Origin of the sequence: Micromonospora sp. SD12 (assembly GCF_052068495.1) — a bacterium.
In the GTDB taxonomy this organism is placed as follows: Bacteria; Actinomycetota; Actinomycetes; order Mycobacteriales; family Micromonosporaceae; genus Micromonospora; species Micromonospora echinofusca.
The window spans coordinates 87,543-108,543 of record NZ_JBQHDF010000008.1; the positions used below are offsets into that span (position 1 = coordinate 87,543).

Annotated in this window: 16 protein-coding genes; 12 read left to right on the forward strand and 4 right to left on the reverse strand. The window is 73.8% G+C overall.

What is annotated here, in order from left to right; all coding sequences use genetic code 11:
* Window positions 1–130 precede the first annotated feature (130 nt).
* The 4 genes from ACTMS2_RS17610 to ACTMS2_RS17625 all read left to right on the forward strand — a co-directional run bounded on the left by ACTMS2_RS17610 (window position 131) and on the right by ACTMS2_RS17625 (window position 5,694).
* On the forward strand, window positions 131–811 hold the full coding sequence (locus ACTMS2_RS17610; protein WP_441176344.1) for a TetR/AcrR family transcriptional regulator: 681 nt from the start codon (window positions 131–133) through the stop codon (window positions 809–811).
* Between the two features lie 93 nt (window positions 812–904).
* Entirely contained in the window at window positions 905–2,014 is a 1,110-nt protein-coding gene (locus ACTMS2_RS17615; RefSeq protein ID WP_363895652.1) for a DegT/DnrJ/EryC1/StrS family aminotransferase, read from the forward strand.
* Window positions 2,011–3,048, forward strand: coding sequence for a Gfo/Idh/MocA family protein (locus ACTMS2_RS17620; RefSeq protein ID WP_441176345.1), 1,038 nt, complete (start codon window positions 2,011–2,013; stop codon window positions 3,046–3,048). Before ACTMS2_RS17615 ends, ACTMS2_RS17620 begins: the two co-directional genes overlap by 4 nt.
* A gap of 81 nt (window positions 3,049–3,129) precedes the next feature.
* Window positions 3,130–5,694: a glycosyltransferase gene (locus ACTMS2_RS17625; RefSeq protein WP_441176346.1), complete on the forward strand. Its 2,565-nt coding sequence runs from the start codon at window positions 3,130–3,132 to the stop codon at window positions 5,692–5,694.
* A 141-nt stretch (window positions 5,695–5,835) separates the two neighbouring features.
* Here the strand turns inward: ACTMS2_RS17625 and ACTMS2_RS17630 are convergent, their stop codons facing one another.
* Window positions 5,836–7,017, reverse strand: a complete 1,182-nt coding sequence (locus tag ACTMS2_RS17630; protein ID WP_441176347.1) for an acyltransferase — start codon at window positions 7,015–7,017, stop codon at window positions 5,836–5,838.
* Window positions 7,018–7,239: 222 nt separating this feature from the next.
* Here ACTMS2_RS17630 and ACTMS2_RS17635 point away from each other — a divergent pair, with 222 nt between their 5' ends.
* Both ACTMS2_RS17635 and ACTMS2_RS17640 read left to right on the forward strand, forming a co-directional pair.
* Window positions 7,240–8,799 carry a glycosyltransferase family 4 protein gene (locus tag ACTMS2_RS17635; protein ID WP_441176489.1) on the forward strand — a complete coding sequence of 520 codons (1,560 nt, stop codon included), beginning with the start codon at window positions 7,240–7,242 and terminating at the stop codon, window positions 8,797–8,799.
* A gap of 103 nt (window positions 8,800–8,902) precedes the next feature.
* On the forward strand, window positions 8,903–10,714 hold the full coding sequence (locus ACTMS2_RS17640) for a hypothetical protein (protein WP_441176348.1): 1,812 nt from the start codon (window positions 8,903–8,905) through the stop codon (window positions 10,712–10,714).
* A gap of 15 nt (window positions 10,715–10,729) precedes the next feature.
* Here ACTMS2_RS17640 and ACTMS2_RS17645 read toward each other — a convergent pair whose 3' ends face one another.
* A complete protein-coding gene (locus ACTMS2_RS17645) occupies window positions 10,730–12,007 on the reverse strand; it encodes a hypothetical protein (protein ID WP_441176349.1) in 1,278 nt (425 codons plus the stop codon).
* 287 nt (window positions 12,008–12,294) lie between these two features.
* On the opposite strand from ACTMS2_RS17645, the gene ACTMS2_RS17650 reads away from it, so the two are divergent.
* The 4 genes from ACTMS2_RS17650 to ACTMS2_RS17665 all read left to right on the forward strand — a co-directional run bounded on the left by ACTMS2_RS17650 (window position 12,295) and on the right by ACTMS2_RS17665 (window position 18,655).
* Window positions 12,295–13,866 (forward strand): glycosyltransferase family 4 protein, encoded by a 1,572-nt coding sequence (locus tag ACTMS2_RS17650; RefSeq protein ID WP_441176490.1) that lies wholly within the window; start codon window positions 12,295–12,297, stop codon window positions 13,864–13,866.
* Complete coding sequence (locus tag ACTMS2_RS17655; RefSeq protein ID WP_441176350.1) at window positions 13,863–15,434, forward strand: glycosyltransferase family 2 protein; 1,572 nt, start codon at window positions 13,863–13,865, stop codon at window positions 15,432–15,434. The genes ACTMS2_RS17650 and ACTMS2_RS17655 overlap by 4 nt, the downstream gene beginning before the upstream one ends.
* Before the next feature lie 4 nt (window positions 15,435–15,438).
* Window positions 15,439–16,722 (forward strand): nucleotide sugar dehydrogenase, encoded by a 1,284-nt coding sequence (locus ACTMS2_RS17660; protein WP_441176351.1) that lies wholly within the window; start codon window positions 15,439–15,441, stop codon window positions 16,720–16,722.
* A 187-nt stretch (window positions 16,723–16,909) separates the two neighbouring features.
* A complete protein-coding gene (locus tag ACTMS2_RS17665; RefSeq protein ID WP_441176352.1) occupies window positions 16,910–18,655 on the forward strand; it encodes a CDP-glycerol glycerophosphotransferase family protein in 1,746 nt (581 codons plus the stop codon).
* 57 nt (window positions 18,656–18,712) lie between these two features.
* On the opposite strand, the gene ACTMS2_RS17670 is transcribed toward ACTMS2_RS17665, so the two are convergent.
* Entirely contained in the window at window positions 18,713–19,255 is a 543-nt protein-coding gene (locus ACTMS2_RS17670) for an acyltransferase (RefSeq protein ID WP_441176353.1), read from the reverse strand.
* 159 nt (window positions 19,256–19,414) lie between these two features.
* Window positions 19,415–19,753: a DUF952 domain-containing protein gene (locus ACTMS2_RS17675; RefSeq protein ID WP_089001171.1), complete on the reverse strand. Its 339-nt coding sequence runs from the start codon at window positions 19,751–19,753 to the stop codon at window positions 19,415–19,417.
* Window positions 19,754–19,868: 115 nt separating this feature from the next.
* On the opposite strand from ACTMS2_RS17675, the gene ACTMS2_RS17680 reads away from it, so the two are divergent.
* Together ACTMS2_RS17680 and ACTMS2_RS17685 are read left to right on the forward strand one after the other, a co-directional pair.
* Window positions 19,869–20,180 (forward strand): hypothetical protein, encoded by a 312-nt coding sequence (locus tag ACTMS2_RS17680; RefSeq protein WP_441176354.1) that lies wholly within the window; start codon window positions 19,869–19,871, stop codon window positions 20,178–20,180.
* Window positions 20,181–20,344: 164 nt separating this feature from the next.
* Window positions 20,345–21,001 (forward strand): response regulator transcription factor, encoded by a 657-nt coding sequence (locus ACTMS2_RS17685; protein ID WP_441176355.1) that lies wholly within the window; start codon window positions 20,345–20,347, stop codon window positions 20,999–21,001.

Genomic DNA, 21,001 nt, shown 5'->3' on the forward strand with positions numbered 1-21,001 from the left:
TCGTGCCAACGGGTTGTGCGCGACGACGGGAGAGCGTGGCCGGTGCGGAGCGCCGCCTCGTCGCCGGGCGAACCGTAGTGGAAAACACGTCGGGACGCAACCGTACCGTCGCTGCGCTACATTGTTGCACGTGAAGACCGATAAGAGGCGGGTGCCGGCCGGTGCGGCGGTGCTCCGTGACGACATCACCACGGCCATCCGCCGCGCGGTCACCCAGGAGCTGGCGGAGGTCGGCTACGGACGGTTGTCGATAGAGGCGGTGGCCCGGCGGGCCGGGGTCAGCAAGACGGCGATCTACCGCCGGTGGCGCTCCAAGCTCGAGCTGGTGCTGGACATGGTCTCCGCGGTCGCCGGGCGCAAGCTGCCGATGGTGGACGCCGGCAGCCTGCACGGCGACGTGGAGCTGCTGCTGCTCGTCGCCGCCGGTGCGCTACGCCACCCGCTGGCCTCGCAGATCATCCCGGACCTGCTCGCCGAGGCGGCGCGCAACCCGCAGATCGCCGAGACCCTCCAGCGGACGCTGACCGGCTACCAGGACCGGGTCGGCGAACTCGTCATCGGCCGGGCGGTCGAGCGGGGCGAGCTGCCGGCGGGAGCCGACCGGCGCGGCGCGGCGGATCTGATCGTCGGGCCGGTCTACTGGCGGCTGGCGATTTCGCGGACACCTCTTGACACGCCGGAGATCGCCCGCATGGCCGCCGCGATCGTCGCGGCCCTACGGGTAGCATGTACCGGTCCGTCCCTCGACGAACCGGCGGTGTGGGACACCCGGTCCCTGACCGCTTCTGAACCCCACCGGGCCGGTGCGTGAACGTTGACCTCGTCGGTCTCGACCCGATCTGCAACGGGCTAGTATCGCACCCCGAACCCCACCCGAGCACCATCTGACACAGGAGGATGCCCCATGGCTGGGCCGCACCCAGAGTTCATTCCCCCAGCGCGGCCGATCATCGGTGACGCCGAGATCGAAGCGGCTGTTCGGGTGCTCCGCAGCGGCCGGGTGGTGCAGGGTCCCGAGGTCGCGGCCTTCGAGGAGGAGTTCGGCGAGCTGGTCGCCGGGCGGCACTGCGTCGCGGTGAACTCGGGCACCTCCGCCCTGCAGCTCACCCTCATGGCCCTCGGCTTCGGCCCGGGTGACGAGGTCATCGTGCCGTCGTTCTCCTTCGCGGCCAGCGCGAACGCCGTCCGGCTGGTCGGCGCCGAGCCGGTCTTCGTGGACATCGAGGCGGGCAGCTTCTGCCTCGACCCCGAGGCGGTCGCCGCCGCGGTCACCCCGCGCACCGTGGCGATCATGCCGGTCCACCTCTACGGCCACCCCGCCGCGATGGACCGGATCATGGCGATCGCCGAGCGGCACGGCCTGGCCGTCGTCGAGGACGCCGCCCAGGCCCACGGCGCCGCGCTGAACGGCACCCCGGTCGGCGCCTTCGGCACCGCCGGCTGCTTCAGCTTCTACCCGACCAAGAACATGCACGCCCTGGAGGGCGGCATGGTCAGCACCGGCGACGCCGAGCTGGCCCGCACCCTGCGGCTGCTGCGCAACCAGGGCATGGAGCAGCGGTACGCCAACGAGATCGTCGGCGCGAACATGCGGATGACCGACGTCGCGGCGGCCATCGGCCGGGTCCAGCTGGGCCAGCTGGGCGAGTGGACCGAGCAGCGCCGGGCCAACGCCAAGTTCCTCGACTCGAAGATCACCGGCATGGTCACCCCGCCGGTCGCCGACGCCGCCCGGCACGTCTACCACCAGTACACGGTGCGGGTGCAGGGCGACCGGGACGCCGCCCAGCAGCGCCTCACCGAGCTGGGCATCGGCAACGCCGTCTACTACCCGACCCCGATCCACCGGCTCAAGCCCTACCTGACCGAGGACGGCAAGCCCGGCCCCTGGGACCTGCCGGAGACCGAGCGGGCCGCCGCCGAGGTCGTCTCCCTGCCGGTGCACCCCTCGCTGACCGAGGCCGAGCTGGAGCGCATCGCCGAGGGCGCGAACCTCGCCGGGGGTGCCCGATGAGCGCCGGCCGCAAGCTGCGCGCCGGCCTGATCGGCCTCGGCGCGATGGGCCGCAACCACGCCCGCGTCCTCGCCGGCCTGGACGGCGTCGAGCTGGTCGGCATCGTCGACCCGGCCGGCGACACCACCGGCACGCTGCGCGCACCGGTCGTACCCGAGCTCGGCGACCTGCTCGCCCTCGGCGTCGACTACGCGGTGGTGGCCTGCCCGACGGCCCTGCACGAGCAGGTCGGCATGGAACTGGCCGCCAACGGCGTCAGCGCCCTGATCGAGAAGCCCCTCGCACAGAGCGTGGACGCGGCGCTGCGGCTCGTCGAGGCGTTCGAGGCCGCCGGCCTGGTGGCCGGGGTGGGGCACATCGAGCGTTACAACCCCGCCCTGCAGAACCTGCGCACCCGGCTGGAGGCGGGCGAGCTGGGCGAGGTCTACCAGGTCGTCACCCGCCGGCAGGGCCCGTTCCCGCACCGCATCGCCGACGTCGGCGTGGTGATGGACCTGGCCACCCACGACATCGACCTGACCAGCTGGGTGACCGGCCAGGAATACACCTCGGTGTCGGCCCGGACGGTCTCGCGCAGCGGCCGGCTGCACGAGGACATGGTCGCCGTGGTGGGGCAGCTCGCCGACGGCACCATGGTCAACCACCTCGTCAACTGGCTCAGCCCGCTCAAGGAGCGGTCCACGGTGATCACCGGTGACCGGGGCTGCTTCGTCGCCGACACCCTCACCGCCGACCTCACCTTCTACGCCAACGGCGCCATCGACACCGAGTGGGAGGCGCTGCGCGCGTTCCGGGGCGTCGCCGAGGGCGACATGGTGCGCTACGCGATCCCGAAGCGGGAGCCGCTGCTGGTCGAGCACGAGCGCTTCCGCGACGCGGTCGAGGGCAAGGAGAGCGACATCGTGACCCTGCGCCAGGGCCTGCGTACGGTCGAGGTGGCCGGCGCCGTCCTGCGGTCCGCGACCGACGGCAGCACGATCGCCGTGGGCACGGGCACCGCGTCCCCGGCGGGGGACACCCTCTCCACCCGCTGACCCCGGGCGACCGCGGTCCGCGTCCGGCGGACCGCGGTCGGGCACCCTCCACCGCCAGCCCTCCTCCACGAAGGACAGCGCATGTCAACGCCCCGCCGAGCGCCGCGGCTCGTCGTACTGGTCGCCAACGGCATCACCGGCGACTCCCGCGTACAGAAGACCGCCATCGCCGCCGCCCGGGACGGGTGGGACGTGGTCCTGGTGGGCCGGAGCAGCCGCAAGAAGGGCGAGCCGGAGCGCTCCGCCATGGGGCCGATCCAGGTCATCCGGGTGCCGGTGCCGCAGACCCTGTCGCGCCGGCCGGCCCGCGAGCACCGGGTCCGCCGTACGCTGACGCAGTTCGGCATCCCGGACAAGTCCGCGCTGGCGCGCTACCGCGCCTCGCACCAGGCCTGGCTCCGGTCGCAGACGGCGAAGCGCAACCCTCCGCCGCGCGCCTGGCTGCGGGCGCACGAGGCGGTCCACCAGTTCCGGCTGCGGGCCTGGGGCTGGGAACAGTTCCACAGCACCCAGCCGCTGCCGCCGACCGGCGACTGGCGGACCGACTGGCCGACGCTGCTCGACATCGACCTGGCGTTCGGGCCGGTGCTGGAGGAGCTGGAGCCGGACGTCATCCACGCCAACGACATCAACACGATCCCGACCGCGGCGATGAGCGCCGCGCGGCTGCGGGCGCGTGGGCGCGGCTGCGTCTGGCTCTACGACGCCCACGAGTACGTGCAGGGCGTCGCCTGGCCCAAGCCGCAGCAGGCCAGCGGCGTGCGGGCCGCCGAGCGGGAGTTCATCGGCCGGGCCGACGCGGTGGTCACCGTCTCCGAGCAGATCGCGGAGAAGCTCCAGACCGAGTACGGGCTGCCGAAGACCCCGATGGTGGTGGGAAACTCGCCGGTGCGCGAGGGCATCCGCAGCGGCGCCGTGACCGCCTCCGTACGGGAGCGTGCCGGCATCGCCGAGGGCGTGCCGCTGATGGTGTACGCGGGCTGGATCGGCAAGGAACGCGGGCTGGACACCGTCATCGCGGCGCTGCCGCAGCTGCCGGAGCACCACCTGGCCCTGGTCAGCGGCCGGATGACCCCGCTGCTGGAGGAGCTGCTCGCCCGGGCCGAGGCGAACGGCACGCGCGACCGGGTGCACGTGGTTCCCTACGTCGCCCCGTACGAGGTCGCCGACTACCTCAGCTCCGCCGACCTCGGCCTCATCCCGTTCCAGCGGACCCCGAACTGCGAGCTGTCCCTGCCGACGAAGGTCTCCGAGTACCTGCACGCCGGCCTTCCCCTGGTCACGAGCGACGTGCAGGTGGTCCGGGCGTTCGTCGAGGGGCACGACATCGGGGAGACCTTCACCTCCGGCGACGTGGCGGGCTTCACGGAGGCGGTACGCCGGGCCACCGCCCGCCGGGCCGAGCTGGCCGCGCACATCAGCGAGCCGATCCTCGACGACCTGTCCTGGGAGCGGCAGAGCAGCAAGCTGCTCCAGCTCTACCGGGACCTCTCCGGCGTCGCGCCCGCCGGCCCGCGCGACGTGCCGTGGACGGTGCAGGAGCGCCCGGTCACCGCGCCGTCGACGGGCACCGCCGAGCCGCGTCCCCTGGGCGGCTGGCGCGAGCTCGGTGACACGCCGATCCGCCTCGGTCTCGGCCCGGCCAACTACGCCGGCCAGGCCGCCGCCTTCGCCCGGGCCATCTGCCGCGACAACACCGACGTGTCGGTGCAGGTGGTGATGAACAAGCTGCCCGGCTCGTTCGACTACCCGGCGGACATCTACCTCGACTCGCTGCGGCAGCCGGAACTCGACTTCCAGCTGGAGCAGCTCAACCGGGTGCTCAGCCAGTACACCCACGTGCTGGTGGACGCGTTCATGCCGCTGTTCGGCCAGCTCAACGGCGACAACATCGAGGGCGACCTGCCGGCGCTGCGCAAGGCCGGGATCAAGGTCGCGCTGCTGGCGCACGGCAGCGAGATCCGGCACCCGGACCGCCACCAGCAACGCCACGAGTTCTCCCTGTTCAGCGACGCGCCCGACGGGATCGCCGCGAAGCTGCGCAAGAAGGCCGAGCGCAACCGCCGGGTGGCGGAGGAGTCCGGGCTGCCGGCCTTCGTGACCACGCCGGACCTGCTCGAGGACCTGCCCTGGGCGACGTGGGCCCCGCTGGTGGTGGACGTCGACGCCTGGGCCTGCGACCGGCCGGTGATGCAGCGCCCCCGGCCGCTGGTGCTGCACGCGCCGTCCAAGCGGTGGACCAAGGGCACCGACCGGATCCTGCCGGCGATGCAGGCCCTGCACGACCGGGGCGTCATTGAGCTGCGGCTGGCCGAGGGGGTCGCCTGGGCCGAGATGCGTGAGCTGGTCCGCGACTGCGACCTGGTGCTCGACCAGTTCACCACGGGCAGCTTCGGCACCTTCGCGGTCGAGGCGATGGCCGCCGGCAAGCCCGTGGTGGCCTACCTCAGCGAGCAGGTCACGAAGACCGTCGGCGGCGACCTGCCGATCGTCAACGCCACCCCGACCAACCTCACCTCGGTCGTGGAGTCCCTGCTCGACGACCGGGAGGCGACCGCCAAGATCGGCCTGGCCTCCGCCGAGTACGCCCGCACCTATCACGACGGCACCTGGACGGCCCGTCAGCTCACCTCGTTCCTTCGCTGAGACGACGCGCCGGCGGCCGTCCGTCCCCCCGCTGAGGCGGGAGGCGGGCGGCCGTCGGCCGTCAGGCCCGGGCCCACGAGCGACGGGGGGCCGGACGATTCCGATCGTCCGGGCCGCCGTCGGCGCTCGCGGTGGGGGCGGTCAGAAGACCGCGCGGACGTACGGGATCTTCGACGCCAGCATGGAGACGGCGAAGGAGATCACCAGCACGGCCGGGTAGGTCAACCCGATGACCTCCAGTGACCGCCCCGCCTCCACGTCGGGGATGAGCTGCCGGAAGACCTCGAAGACCAGCAGGTGGATCAGGAACACCCCGAACGAGGCGTCGGAGAGGCGCGTCACCAGGCGGCCCACCGCGGGGCGCCAGGTGACCCGGGACCCGATGCTCACCGAGGCCATGAAGATCAGCAGGGTGGCGGCGGCGACCAGCGTGCCGGTCGCCATCACCGGGAAGGTGGCCTGGAGCAGCCGGTGCTGGGGCGCCACCCCGAACTGCCAGATCGCCTCGGCCAGCAGCAGGCCGGCGCCGAGCAGGGCGAGCGCCGTCCAGAGCCGGTTGAGCACGATCCGGCGCAGGGCCCAGCCGGCGATGAAGAAGCCGACGTACGGCCACCACCGGTTCCAGCTGGTCAGGATGTTGGGACGGGAGTCGCCGAGGATGAGGGCGATGCCCGGGATCATGTAGGCGACCATCGTCCAGCCCAGCGCGACGCCGGCGGTGACCAGCGCCCGGTGCCGCCCACCGGCGTGCAGGAACGGCGCGAGGACGGGCGCGAGCACGTAGAGCCCGGCGATCAGCCAGAGGAAGTACAGCGCGGTGAAGACCTTGCCGTCGATCAGCAGGCGGGTCAGCAGGGTGAGGCTCATCTCCTCGCCGCGCATCGCCATCCGCACCACGACCACGTACACCACGTGCCACACGATCATGGCGGGGAGGATCCGGGCGAACCGCTTGCGGTAGAACGCCGCCGGGCCGGCCCGGTGTGCCCGGGGGTCGAGCACGAACGCCCCGCTGATCATGATGAACGCGGGTACGGTCCAGATCGCCCCGATGTCGATCGCGGTGGCCACCCACCAGCCGAGGTTGCCGCGCAGGTCGTCCTGGCCCACGATGACGCCGAAGACGTGGATCGCCACCACGCCGCAGATCGCCACGACCCGCAGCGCGTCCAGCCCGTACTCGCGTGGCGGTGGTCCGCCGGCGGGGCGCTGCGGGCCCGGGTCCGTGGTGACGGTGGCTGCGTCCGGCCGGTGCGGCGCCGGCGACGGAGCGGGGCCGGACCCGGCGGCCGGCGCGACGTTGACAGGGTGGGAGGCGGTCACCGGGCCATGCTAGTGCCCCGGCCGGTCGCGTCCGCCGACGATGCTGCGGCCGGTGGGTCGACAGCCGTCGGTCGCCCCCGACGCACCGGCAGTCGTGGCGTTCCGGGCAACTGCCGCTGCCGTACACTCGCCGGGGCCCGACGGGGCCGCACAGAACGAGGAGGCACCATGACCGACGGCGCCGCCGGACCGGCCGCCCCCGCCACCCGTGGCCGGGTGGTCATGCTCGTGGACAACGGCGTCGAGGGCGACTCCCGGGTGCAGAAGACCGCAGCCTCGGCCGCCGAGGCCGGCTGGGACGTGGTCCTGCTGGGCCGCTCGGCCACCGGCAAGGTGCAGACCTGGCAGCTCGGCGGGGCCGAGGTCCGGCTGCTGCCGATGACCACCTCGCTCGCGCGGCCACCGCACGAGTTCCGCCGCCACTGGGTGCGCGGCCCGCTGGCCTACCCGCCCACCGGGATCGCGGCCCGCCGCGAGCAGGAGGTACGCGCCCGCCGCGCCGACCTGGAGGCGCGGCTCGGCGCGCTGAGCCAGGCCCGCGGGGAGGGGCGTTCCTCCGCCGGGCTGACGCTGAGCCGGCAGTTGCTGCGCGGTGAGCTGCTGGCGACGAAGGTGTCACGCCGCTGGGTGTCGCTGCGGCGCCGTCAGCTCAGCCGGGCCCAGGAGGCACGCAAGGGCCTGGCCACGCCGGTGGACCAGCTCTACACGCGGTTCTGGCAGACGGTGGCCGGCGACCGCGCCTGGCGACGGCTCGACCCGGCACTGTGGGACTTCGAGTTGGCCTACGGGCCGGTGGTCGACAAGCTGCGGCCGGACCTGATCCACGCCAACGACTTCCGGATGCTCGGGGTCGGCGCGCGGGCCAAGCTGCGGGCCGCCGCCAAGGGCCGGCGCGTCGCGCTGGTCTGGGACGCCCACGAGTTCCTGCCCGGCATCCGGCGCTGGAACGACAGCCCCCGGTGGCTGCCGGCCAACACCGCGCACGAGCGGGAGTACGCCCCGTACGCCGACGCGGTGCTCACCGTCTCCGACGGGCTGGCCGACCTGCTGCGCGAGCGGCACCACCTGCCCGAGCAGCCCACCGTCGTGCTGAACACCCCGAGCAGCGCGGACGCGGCGGGCGCCGGCGCCGGGGTGCCCGACATCCGCGAGCTGTGCGGGATCGGGCCGGACGTGCCGCTGCTGGTCTACAGCGGCGCCGCCGCCGAGCAGCGGGGCCTCGGCATCATGGTCGAGGCGCTCACCGAACTGCCCGACGCCCACGTGGCGCTGGTCGTGCCCCGCCCGGCCGCCCCGTACGTGAAGGGGTTGGTGGTGCGGGCGGGGGAGTTGGGTGTGGCGGGGCGGGTGCACGTGTTGTCGTACGTGCCGCATCATCAGGTGGTGCCGTTCTTGTCGGGGGCTTCGGTGGGGGTCATTCCGATTCATCATTGGCCGAATCATGAGATCGCGTTGATTACGAAGTTCTTCGAGTATTCGCATGCGCGGTTGCCGTTGGTGGTCAGTGATGTGCGGACGATGGCGGAGACGGTGCGGTCGACGGGTCAGGGTGAGGTGTTCCGGGCGGAGGATGTGGGGGACTTCGTGCGGGTGGTGCGGGGTGTGTTGGCGGATCCGGGGCGTTATCGGGAGGTGTACGAGCGTCCGGGGTTGTTGGAGTCGTGGACGTGGGAGGCGCAGGCGCGGGTGTTGGACGGGGTCTACTCCCGGCTGCTGCCGGACCACCCGCCCGCCCCGACGCACGGCTCCGCCGCCGACCCGTCCCGGCAGGTGGGGGTCTGACCGCACGGTCCGGCCGCCTGCGGCGACGGGGCGCGCAGCGGGCGGCGACGCGGCCGGAGCGGGGGCACTGTGGAGCACGTCGCCATGAGTAGGATCGGGCACCGTGACCGCAGCGCAACCCCCGGCGACCGACCTGTCCACCGACGCCGCCGAGGAGCGCGCGCCGGCTGATCCGCCCCGGGAGCCGCGCCGACGCCGGCCGGACCTCGTCGCCGTGCTCGTCCTCCTCGCCGGCGCGCTCTGGGTGACCGGTCGGGGCTGGCGGGACGTGCGCGGCCGGGTGCTCGGCGCGCAGCCGGCGGACCAGGACTTCAACGAGTGGATGCTGGCCCACGCGGCGCACGCGGTGGCCAACCTGGAGAACCCCTTCTTCACCCGGTTGCAGAACGCGCCCGACGGCGTGAACCTGATGACCAACGTCGGCATCCAGCTGCCCGGCGTGCTGCTCGCGCCCGTCACCCTGCTCGGCGGCGCCGCGCTGTCGTACCTGGTGCTGATGACCCTCAACCTGGCCGGCACCGGCCTCGCCTGGTACTGGGTGCTCTCCCGGCACGTGGTCGGCAACCGGGCGGCGGCGCTGGTCGGCGCCGCCTGCTGCGCCTTCGCGCCGGCCCTGGTCTCGCACAGCAACGGTCACCCGCACATCACCGCGCAGTGGCTGATCCCCTTCATCGTGTGGCGGGTGGCCCGGCTGACCCGGGGTGGGCGTCCGCTGCGCGACGGGCTCATCCTCGGCGGCCTGGTCTCCGCGCAGTTCTTCGTCAGCGTCGAGATCCTCTTCATCCTCGCCCTGGCCTGCGCGATGGCGCTGCTGGGGCACGTGCTGTTCCGACCCCGGGCGGCGTTGGCGGCGGCCCCCCGGGCGCTGGCCGTGCTGGGGGTGGCCGGCGCGCTGACCCTGCTGGTGACGGCGTACCCGCTCTGGATGCAGTTCCTCGGCCCGCAGCACCGCAGCGGCCACCCCACCGACCCGGACAAGTACGCGCTGCGGCTCGCCTCCTACTTCAGCTACGCGACGGAATCGCTGGCCGGCGGCCCGCAGGGTGACCGCCGGCTGGCCGCCAACGTGACCGAGGAGGCCAGCTTCTACGGTTGGCCGCTCGTGCTGCTGGCGGTCGCCGCGGTGGCCTGGCTGCGCCGGGAGCACCTGGTCCGGGTGCTGGGCTTCACGGCGGTGCTGGCCGCGCTCTTCTCGCTGGGCAACACGATCAACTGGGCGGTCCGCGGCCCCGGGGTTCCCGGCCCGTTCCGCCTGTTGAACGGCCTGCCGGTGGTCGACGCGATGGTGGTGGCCCGCTTCGCGCTGATCACCACGGCCGCGCTCGGGGTGCTCGTCGCGATCGTGGTGGACCGGTTGCTCTCCGGTCGGATCCCGGCCCGGGTGGGCGTCGTACCGCTCCGGCCGCTGGTCGCGGTGGCGCTGGCCGTGGCCCTGGTGCCGCTGCTGCCGACCCCGCTGCCGGCCGTGGGACGCCCGGAGGTGCCCCTGTTCGTCACGGCCGGCGGATGGCGCGACCACGTGGTGCCCGGGCGGACGCTCGTGCCGGTGCCGGTGGAGAACATGACCTCGGTGCGTTGGGGCGCCGCCGGGGGCGTCGGCTTCGCCGTACCGCAGGGCTACTTCCTCGGACCGACCTCGCCCACCGACGACACCGGCCGGTGGGGGGTGGATCCCCGGCCCACCGCGGCCCTGCTGACGGAGGTGGCCACCGGCAGGCGCCCGGCACCGGTCACCATCACCCCCGCGGAACGGGCGCAGGCGGAGCTGGACGTGCGGCACTGGCGGGCGGACGCCGTGGCGCTGCCGCGGCATCCCCGCGCCGAGGCGCTCCGTTCGGCGCTGGACGCCTGTTTCGGTCCGGGCCGGCGCGTCGACGACGTCTGGCTCTGGGACGTCCGCCCGCTGACCCGCTGACCGGACGGGCGGTTCCTACGCCGGGGGCTGCCCCGGTTCGCCGGCGGAGTCCGAGGCGGGCCGGGCGGGTCTGCCCAGCAGCATGGCGAGGCCCACCACCACCGGCAGCCAGATGACCAGGACCAGCCGGTCGGCCTCGGACTCCTTCGGGTGGGCCACCAGCGTGAGCAGCCCGGTCGCTCCGGTCGTGGCGAAGAGCAGCGCGGCCCGCCCGGGCAGCGCCCGGAACAGGGCGGCGAAGCCGGCCAGCAGCAGGGCGAGGAACGGCGAGGCGGCCAGCGGCGCGCCCCCGTTCCACCAGGCGTTGAGCTGGGCGGGCCAGAAGTCCCGGTTCAGCTCCACCAGGCGCGGCCACGGGTCGGGCACGTCCGGCCGGGTGAAGTGCACGGTGAACTTGTCCTGAAGCGTCTCCGCCGCGCCGGGGATGTCCAGCGCGGCGCTGAGGCCGAGCCAGACCGCCGTGGCCACGCCACACGCGGCGGTGAGCACGACCAGCCCCGGCTCCCAGCCGGCCCGGCGGCGGCGGAGCAGGGTCAGCGCGGCGAACACCGCCGTCAGCGCCGCCGACAGCAGCAGGCCGGTGGCCGGCCGGGTGACGGTCGAGGCGAGCAGCCCCGCCAGCACCGCGCCGCCGAGCAGCAGCCGGCCGCGCGCCGTCCCGCCCGGCCGGAGCAGGGGTACGGCGGCGCAGAGCGCGGCCAGGGCGAACGCCGTCGCGCCGGCCTCGGCCAGCAGCCGGCTCAGCCAGAAGCCGGTGGGCAGCAGGAAGAGCAGCGCGGTGGCCGCGAGCGAGCTGACCAGGCCTCCACCGAGCAGCCGCACCGCCAGGGCCGCCAACACGCCGGCCAGTACGGCGAGCGCGGCGGTGGCCAGCACCATGCCCCGTTCCCCGAAGACCAGTACGAACGGTGCCGTGGTCAGCGAGTAGCCGGGTCGGGTGGTGAAGATCCGCTGGTAGCGCGGGGGCATGTCGGCCGCCCACTGCCGGGTCGCGGCGACGCAGGAGACACCCGGGCGCGGACTCGGCATGCCCTTACGGCAGACCAGCCGGGCGGCGAACCGGTCCGCCTCGGCGGAGGGCGTGCCGGTCATGGTGGCCGCCTGCCGGGCGTACCAGTAGGTGTCCGGATAGGCGTGCTGTGGCGCGGTTTCCCAGCGGCCCCACCACAGCAGGCTGCCGAGCGCGGCCGCGGCGAGCAGGCCGAGCACCAGCCGGACGCGGGCCCGCCGGGCGTCGGGCGCGGCGGGCCGACCGTCCGCCGGCGCGGCACCGCGTGTTTGGTTACTCGACATCTCGCCCTACTTCCGGCGGAACGTATCCGGCTGACAGTTTCCTCGCGCGGGGTGCGCAACGACGCGGTCGGCGCCGGGACGGACAGCGGGGAGGGTACGCTCCGGGGCGCGCGGAGGCGATGCCGACCCGCGCTTTCCCACAATCCATGGTGCGAGACCGCCGGCCGGCGGTCTCGTACAATCGCTCGGGATCCGGGCCGGGTGACCCGGCCGGACGGCACCGGGCAGAGGCGGAGAAGCAGACGATGGGGCTGAACGGCGGCGCCGGCGCCCGGGGGCGTGTTGTCATGCTGGTCGACAACGGGGTCAACGGTGACTCCCGGGTCCAGAAGGCCGCCCGTTCGGCCGCCGACGCCGGCTGGGAGGTCGTCCTGCTCGGTCGCACAGCCGCCGGGCGCTCCCAGAGCTGGCGGCTCGGCGACGCCGAGGTGCGCCTGCTGCCGATGCCCGAGCCGCTGGCCAAGCGCCGGCACGAGTTCCGCCGCGGCTGGCTGCGCTGGCCGCTGGCGTACCCGCCCACCGGGATCGCCGCGCACCGCAGCCAGGCGATGAAGGCCTGGCGGGCGGACCTGACCTTCCGGCGGGCCGCGCTGACGGTGGCCGCGCGCGACGGTGGCGCCCGCCGCCCGTCACCGCTGCGGTGGCACGCGCTGCGCGCCGAGGAGCTGGCCGCCGGGGTGGCCCGCCGCTGGGTCTCGTTGCGCCACTGGCAGCTCACCCGGTCCCGGCAGGGCCGCAAGAAGCTCGACGGCCCGCTGGACCGGGCGTACACGAAGTTCTGGCAGACCGTGCAGGGCGACGGCGCCTGGCGGCGGCTGGAGCCGGGGCTGTGGGACTACGAGCTGGCCTACGGCCCGACGGTCGACGAACTGCGGCCGGACCTGATCCACGCCAACGACTTCCGGATGCTGGGGGTGGCCGCGCGGGCCAAGCTGCGCGCCGCCGCCCAGGGCCGCCGGATCGCGGTCGTCTGGGACGCCCACGAGTACCTGCCCGGCGTGCAGGCGTGGCGCGACAACGTCCGCTGGCTGCCCGGCAACATGGCGCACGAGCGGGAGTTCGTGCCGTACGCCGACGCGGCGATGACCGTCTCCGGCGGGCTGGCCGACCTGTTGCAGCAGGAGCACCGCCTGGCCGAACGCCCCGAGGTGGTGCTCAACGCCCCCGCGCTGGCCGAGCTGCCCGGCCCCGGCGACGAGCCGGCCCCGGACATCCGCGAGCTGTGCGGGATCGGGCCGGACGTGCCGCTGCTGGTCTACAGCGGCGTGGCCGCCGCGCGGCGGGGCCTCGACGTCATGGTCGAGGCGCTGCCGCAGCTGCCCGACACGCACGTCGCCTTCGTGGTCAACAAGCCCGACTCCGCGTACGTGAAGGGGTTGGTGGTGCGGGCGGGGGAGTTGGGTGTGGCGGGGCGGGTGCACGTGTTGTCGTACGTGCCGCATCATCAGGTGGTGCCGTTCTTGTCGGGGGCTTCGGTGGGGGTCATTCCGATTCATCATTGGCCGAATCATGAGATCGCGTTGATTACGAAGTTCTTCGAGTATTCGCATGCGCGGTTGCCGTTGGTGGTCAGTGATGTGCGGACGATGGCGGAGACGGTGCGGTCGACGGGTCAGGGTGAGGTGTTCCGGGCGGAGGATGTGGGGGACTTCGTGCGGGTGGTGCGGGGTGTGTTGGCGGATCCGGGGCGTTATCGGGAGGTGTACGAGCGTCCGGGGTTGTTGGAGTCGTGGACGTGGGAGGCGCAGGCGCGGGTGTTGGACGGCGTCTACTCCCGGCTGCTGCCCGCCGGTCGCGGCGCCGGCGGCGACGACACCACCCCGGGCGCCGAGCCGCCAGCCCTGCGGGTCGGCGCGTGACCACGCCCGACGTGACGGTGGTGACGGCCGTCTACAACACGATGCCGGACCTCACCCGGTGCCTGACCTCCCTGGTGGAGCAGACCATCGGGCTGGACCGGTTGGAGGTCGTCGCGGTCGACGACGGCTCCACCGACGGCAGCGGCGCCGAGTTGGACCGCTTCGCGGCGGCGTACCCGGGCACGGTGAAGGTGCTGCACCAGGCCAACTCGGGCGGCCCCGCCGCCCCCAGCAACCGGGCGCTGGAGCACGCCACCGGCCGGTACGTCCTGTTCATCGGCGCCGACGACCACCTCGGGCCGGAGGCGCTGGCCCGGATGGTGGCCGCCGCCGACGAGTGGGGCTCCGACGTGCTGCTCGGCCGGATGGTCGGGGTCAACGAGCGCTACGTCCACCAGGCGATCTTCGAGAGCACCCGCGACGAGGTGGACCTCTTCGCCTCCGCGCTGCCGTTCGCCCTGTCGAACACCAAGCTGTTCCGGCGCGACCTGATCGAGAAGCACGGGCTGCGTTTCCCGGAGGACATGCCGGTCGGCAGCGACCAGCCCTTCACCCTGGAGGCCTGCCTGCGGGCCGGTCGCATCTCGGTGCTCGCCGACTACGACTACTACTACGCGGTCAAGCGGCTCAACGCCGGCAACATCACCTACCGCAGCAACCACCTGGCGCGGCTGCGCGGCGTCGAGCGCGTCGTCGAGGTGGTGGCGGAGCTGATCGAGCCCGGTGAGCGGCGCGACGCGGTCCTGTACCGCCACTTCACCTGGGAGATCGCCAAGCTGCTCCAGGACGACTTCCTCACGCTGGAGCCCGACGTCCAGGAGCAGGTCCGCGCGGGCGTGGCCAACCTGGCCCGCAAGCACCTCACGGACTCCATCCGGAACCGGCTGGGCGTCACCGCCCGGGTCCGTATCGGCGCCGCCTGGCTCGGGTCGCTCGCCGACCTTCGCGCGGTGATCAGGCAGGACGTCGAAGAGGGCCTGCCGCCCACGGTGGTGCAGGACGAGCGCTGGTACGCCCTGTACCCTGGCTTCGGCGACCCCCGATCCGCCCTGTCCGAGGAGTGGTTCGAGGTCAGCCGGTCCGACCCCAAGTGGCTCGCCCGGCTGGAGGCGGTCTCCGCGACCTGGTCCCCCGACCGGGGCGGGGAGAGGACGTTGACGGTCGTCGCGCGCAGCCCCTGGCCGGAGCTCGCCGAGCTCGCCGACGGCGGGCTCACCTTCAAGGTGGGTTCGGCCGCCGGCACGGTCACCGGCCTGACGGAGGACCCGCTGGGGACCACCGTCCGGGTCACGTTCCGGGCCGTCGACCTGCTCGCCGGCCTCCCGCCGGGAGGGCGGACCCGGACCGTCCGGGTCACCGCCGTGGCGGCCGGGGAGAGCGGTTCCACCCCGCTGCGCGGGCCACGTCCGCCGGTCCGGCAGCGGGTGCTCCACCGACACGGCGGACAGCTGTACGTGTTCACCACGACCACGAACCACAAGGGCCACCTGGTGATCGCCGTCTCGCCGGTGACGCTGCGCCGGGTGGTGGCCCGCCTGCGGCGCAGGCTTCCACTAGGAGGAAAGTAGTTCCATGAACATCTGCGTCGTCGCGCTGGGGAAGATCGGCCTGCCGCTCGCCGTGCAGTTCGCCACGAAGGGCCACCGGGTGATCGGTGCCGACGTCTCCGAGCGGGTCGTCGGGCTGGTCAACGACGGGGCCGTGCCCTTCCCGGGCGAGACCGACCTGGACGTCAAGCTCAAGGAGACGGTGGCCGCCGGGCTGCTGACCGCCACCACCGACACCGCCGCCGCGGTCGCCGAGTCCGAGGCGGTCGTGGTGGTCGTCCCGCTCTTCGTGGACGCCGAGGGCGTGCCGGACTTCGGCTGGATGGACGACGCGACCCGCGCCATCGCCGCCGGCCTGAAGCCGGGCACCCTCGTCAGCTACGAGACCACCCTGCCGGTCGGCACCACCCGCAACCGCTGGGCGCCGATGCTCGAGCAGGGCTCCGGGCTGACCGCGGGCAAGGACTTCCACCTGGTGTTCAGCCCCGAGCGGGTGCTCACCGGTCGGGTCTTCGCCGACCTGCGCCGCTACCCGAAGCTCGTCGGCGGCATCGACGAGGCGTCGGCGGCGCACGGCGTGCGCTTCTACGAGGCGGTGCTGGACTTCGACGAGCGGCCCGACCTGGAGCACCCCAACGGCGTGTGGGACCTCGGCTCCGCCGAGGCGTCCGAGCTGGCGAAGCTGGCCGAGACGACCTACCGGGACGTCAACATCGGGCTGGCCAACCAGTTCGCCCGCTTCGCCGACACCGTCGGCGTGGACGTCACGAAGGTCATCGCGGCGTGCAACACCCAGCCGTACAGCCACATCCACCAGCCGGGCATCGCGGTCGGCGGGCACTGCATCCCGATCTACCCCCGCATGTACCTGTGGAACGACCCGGCGGCCACCGTCGTCCGCTCCGCCCGCGAGGCCAACGCGGCCATGCCGGAGTACGCGGTGGACCTGCTCGCCGCCGCGTACGGCGACCTGACCGACGTCGGGGTGCTGGTGCTGGGCGCCGCCTACCGGGGCGGGGTCAAGGAGACCGCCTTCTCCGGTGTCTTCCCGACCGTGGAGGCGCTGCGGCAGCGGGGCGCCCGCCCGTACGTCTCGGACCCGATGTACACCGCCGAGGAGCTCACCGCGCACGGCCTGCCGCCGTACGCCGGGGAGTCCCTCGGCGCGGCCGTGGTGCAGGCCGACCACGCGGAGTACCGCGCCCTCAGCCCGTCCGACCTGCCCGGCGTGACCGTCCTGGTGGACGGCCGCCGGGTCACCGACCCGGCCCGCTGGGCGGGCGTACGGCGGGTGGTCATCGGCGGCTGATCCGCCGTCGCGTCACGGGGCCCCGGTCGACAACGGCCGGGGCCCCGTCGCGTCGAGCGGGGTGCCGCCGTGGGCCGGCGCGCCGCCCGCCGGTGGGCCACGCGACACCCCGGCAATACTCGAAGGACATGCCACGTTAAGGTCGCACCTGCCCGGATTCGCCGGTGATCGACAGGGGAGAGTGTCTTTGTTCAGCAAACTGCGCAGGCAGCCGGACGCCGGGCTCATCGGCGCGCTGCTGCTGTCGTACGCCGTCATGGTGCTGGCCGGGGCCCTCGGCTGGGTGGTCCCCTTCGCGCTCGCCGGCCTGGTCGCCATCGGTGGCGAACTCACCCTGCTGCGCCGGCCGGCCGGCGGGGAACTGCTGGAGAAGGCCGGGATCGGGCAGCTCCACCGGCACCTGGCCCGGGACCTGGCGGTCGTCCTGCTGATCGTGACGACGCTGCGCCCCGGCCCGACGGCGCTGGTCCTGGTCCTGCTGCTGCCCGCGGTGCTGCTGGCGCTCGCCCTCGGTACGGGGGTGCTGGCGCGCCTCGGCGATCGGGGCGCCGCCGCCGTCGCCTTCGTCCGCAACATCGACCTCGGGCGGTCCTCCGGGGCGTCCCGACCGCCGGCCTGGGCCGTCGCCGTCGAGGGGGAGCGACTGCCCCTGCTGAACCTGCTGCTGGTACCGGCCGCCGTGGTCGCGGTGCTGGCCGACGAGGTGGCGCCGGTGGTGCTCACCGCGGCGGTGACGCTGGTGGCGGGGGCGCTGGTCGCCGCCGTGCTCGCGCTGACGTGGCTGCGCGGGCGGGGCCGGGCCACCTCGGCGCTGCCGGTCGTGCAGAGCTGGCTCGCCCGGGAACAGCCGGACCTCGCCCTCTACTTCGCCGGCCCGGTCAAGGACGTCTACCAGGCCAACATGTGGCTCGCCCCGGTCGAGGCGACGGGCCGCCGGGCGGTGGTGCTGATGCGCCAGGAGGAGGCGTTCCGGGCGCTCGCGGACACCCGCCTGCCGGTCGTCTGCGTACCCGCCGGCACCGACTTCATGAACCTCGAACTGGGCAGCCTCCGGGCCGCCCTCTACGTGGCGAACGTTGGCGCCAACATCCACCTGCTGCGCGAGCCCGGCGTGAAGCACGTCTTCGTCGGCCACGGCGACAGCGACAAGCAGGCCAGCGTCAACCCCTACAGCAAGGTGTACGACGAGGTCTGGGTGGCCGGTCCGGCGGGGCGGGAACGCTACGCCCTCAGCGGCGTCGGCGTGCTCGACCGCGACATCATCGAGATCGGCCGGCCGCAGCTGGCCGGCGTGCACACCTTCGGCTCGACGGCCACCGGCCGGCCGTTCACCGTGCTGTACGCCCCGACGTGGGAGGGCTGGCTGGAGGAGGAGGTCTACCACACCTCCGTCGTGCTGATGGGCGAGCGGATCGTCGCCGGCCTGCTGGCGACCCCCGGGGTGCGGGTGATCTACAAGCCGCACCCGCTCACCGGCAGCCGGTCAGCGAAGGCCCGGTCGGCCAACGACCGGATCGTCCGTCGGATCCGGGCCGCTGGCGGGCAGAGCGACGCGACCTCGCTGGCCGGCGACGCGCACCTCGTGGTCACCGGCCGGGCGCCGGGGCTGTTCGACTGCTTCAACCAGACCGACCTGCTGGTCAGCGACATCTCCAGCGTCGTCTCGGACTTCATGCAGAGCCAGCGGCCGTACGTCGTGGCGAACCCGGCCGGACTGCCCGAGGACGAGTTCCGCCGCCGGTACCCCACCGCGCGGGCCGCGTACCTGCTCGGTGCGGACTGCGGGGAGCTGCCGAAGATCGTCGCGGTGACCCGGGCCGGTGACGACCCGATGACCGAGGCGCGCCGGGAGCTGAAGACGTACCTGCTGGGCCCGGACGAGCCGAACGCGATGGACCGGTTCCGGACGGAGGTCGACCGGCTCTGCGGCTGACGCGTCGACGCGGGGGCTGTGACCGGTGGTGCCGGTCACCGCCCCCGCGTCGTCCGTTCAGCCCCGCTGCGGCGGGTTCTCCACGTCCCGCGAGACGACCTCGCCGCGCTCGTCGACCCAGCCCTTCGGGCGCGCCGGGTTGCCGGCGACCAGCTGGTACGGCGCCACGTCCCGGGTCACCACGGACCCGGCCGCGATCATCGCGTACTCGCCGACCTCGATGCCGCAGACGAGAGTGGCGTTGGCGCCGATCGACGCGCCCCTGCGGACCAGGGTCGGGGTGATCGTCCAGTCCGGGTTCTGCGCCCGGGGCCGGAAGTCGTTGGTGAAGACCGCGCACGGACCCACGAAGACCTCGTCCTCGATGGTGACGCCCTGGTACACCGAGACGTTGTTCTGGATCTTCACCAGGTCGCCGACCGTGACGCCGGCGTCGACGTACACGTTGCGGCCGATGACGCAGCCGGCGCCGACCTGCGCCGAGGACCGGACGTGGGCCAGGTGCCAGACCTTCGTGCCGTCGCCGACGCGGGCACCCTCCTCGACGTCGGCCGTCGGGTGGACGAAGACGGAGGGGGACAGGGAACTGCTGTCAGTCATCCTTCAACTCGCATGGCTCGGGGCGCGGCGTCGCGCCGTCGGTGATCCACGTCGGCGTACGCCGGGCGGGCGTCGATCGCGCGGATCGGTTCTGCCACACCCGCCCCGGGGCGCGGAGGCGAGGCCGGGGGAGCGGACTCGGCGTAGCATAGCGACCCCTCAGCCGAGCAGCGCCGCCACCGCGTCGGCGGCCGGCCGGTCGGCGGGCAGCGCGTCGGCGGCCACGACGGCGGGCACCGGCAGCGGGCCGTACAGGTGCGGGAAGAGCGCGCCGTCGCGCGACGGCTCCCAGCGCAGCGCGACGCCCAGCCGGTCCGGGTCGACGGTCAGCAGGGTCAGCCCGGTGGCGCCGGCGTAGTGCCGCCGGGCGGTCTCGACCACCTGGTCGGCGCCGGAGAGGTGGACGAACCCGGACTGGCGGTCCGCCGCCGTACCCTCGAAGTGGCCCGCGGCCAGCGCGTCGTCCCACTCGGTGGTGGTGAGCAGCTTGTAGATCACCCGGGCAGCCTACGCGCGGCCGGTCCCGCCCGCGGCCGTCCCGGTTTCCCGGTACCGCCCCGGGTGGCCGCCGCCTACGGGCATGCTCGGGGCAGCGGGTCGCGGAGGGATGGCGATGGAGAGCTACGACGAGGACTGGACCGACAGCCAGCGGGCGCTGTACGACGAGTGCCACCGGGCGGGCGGCGAGTGGGCGGCCGACCCGGACACGCCGGCCGAGGACGTGCAGCACGTGATCAACCTCGGCCAGGCCGACGACGACACCCTCGCGGACGCCGAGATCGACTACCCGCCCCTGGTCGACGCCGTCACCCAGGCCACCGGCGAGCTCGTCACCAGCGTGCCCGCCAGCCACGACGACCCCGGCTTCCGGGGCTTCGTCGACGGGGTCCACGACGCCACGGCCGACGAGGTCTTCGGCCTCTGACCTGCCGGCCGGCCCGCCGCCGGCGCGCCCCCGGCCGCCCCACCCGGCCGCCCCGACCGCTCACCCGGCCCGCCCCGGGAGCGGTCCGTGCGGGGCCGGCTCTCCCGTCGCGGGCGTACTTCTGCCACCATTCGGTTCGACAGACCGACGAATGGGGGCCCCGGGTGCGCATCCTGCTGGTCGAGGACGACCGCCGGGTGGCCGCCGCGCTCTCCGCCGCCCTCACCCGCCGGGGGTACGAGGTGGAGCACGCCGCGACCGTCGCCGCCGCCCTCTGCGCGGCCCCCTGCGACCTCGTGCTGCTTGACCTGACCCTGCCCGACGGTGACGGCACCAACCTGTGCCGGGAGCTGCGGCGGCGCAGCAGCCAGCTCGGCATCATCGCGGTCACCGCCCGGGGCGAGGAACGGGACCGGGTGCTCGGGTTGCGGCTCGGCGCGGACGACTACGTGGTCAAGCCCTTCTCCATGACCGAGCTCCAGGCGCGCATCGAGGCGGTGCTGCGCCGGGCGGCGCACGCCGTGCCGGAGCGCAACCTGATCGAGGTGGGGCCCGTACGCGTCGACGTCGCCGCCCGTACGGTCACCGTCGAGGGCCGGGCGGTGGCGCTGACCCGCAAGGAGTTCGACGTCCTGCTCTCCCTGGCCCGGCAGCCCGGGGTGGCGGTCGCCCGGGACCGGATCCTGCTCGACGCCTGGGGCACCACCTGGGGCGACGGGCACACCGTCGAGGTGCACGTCGGGTCGCTGCGCGGCAAGCTGGGCGACCCCGGCCTGGTGGAGACCGTACGCGGGGTCGGCTACCGGCTGCGCGGCGAGTGA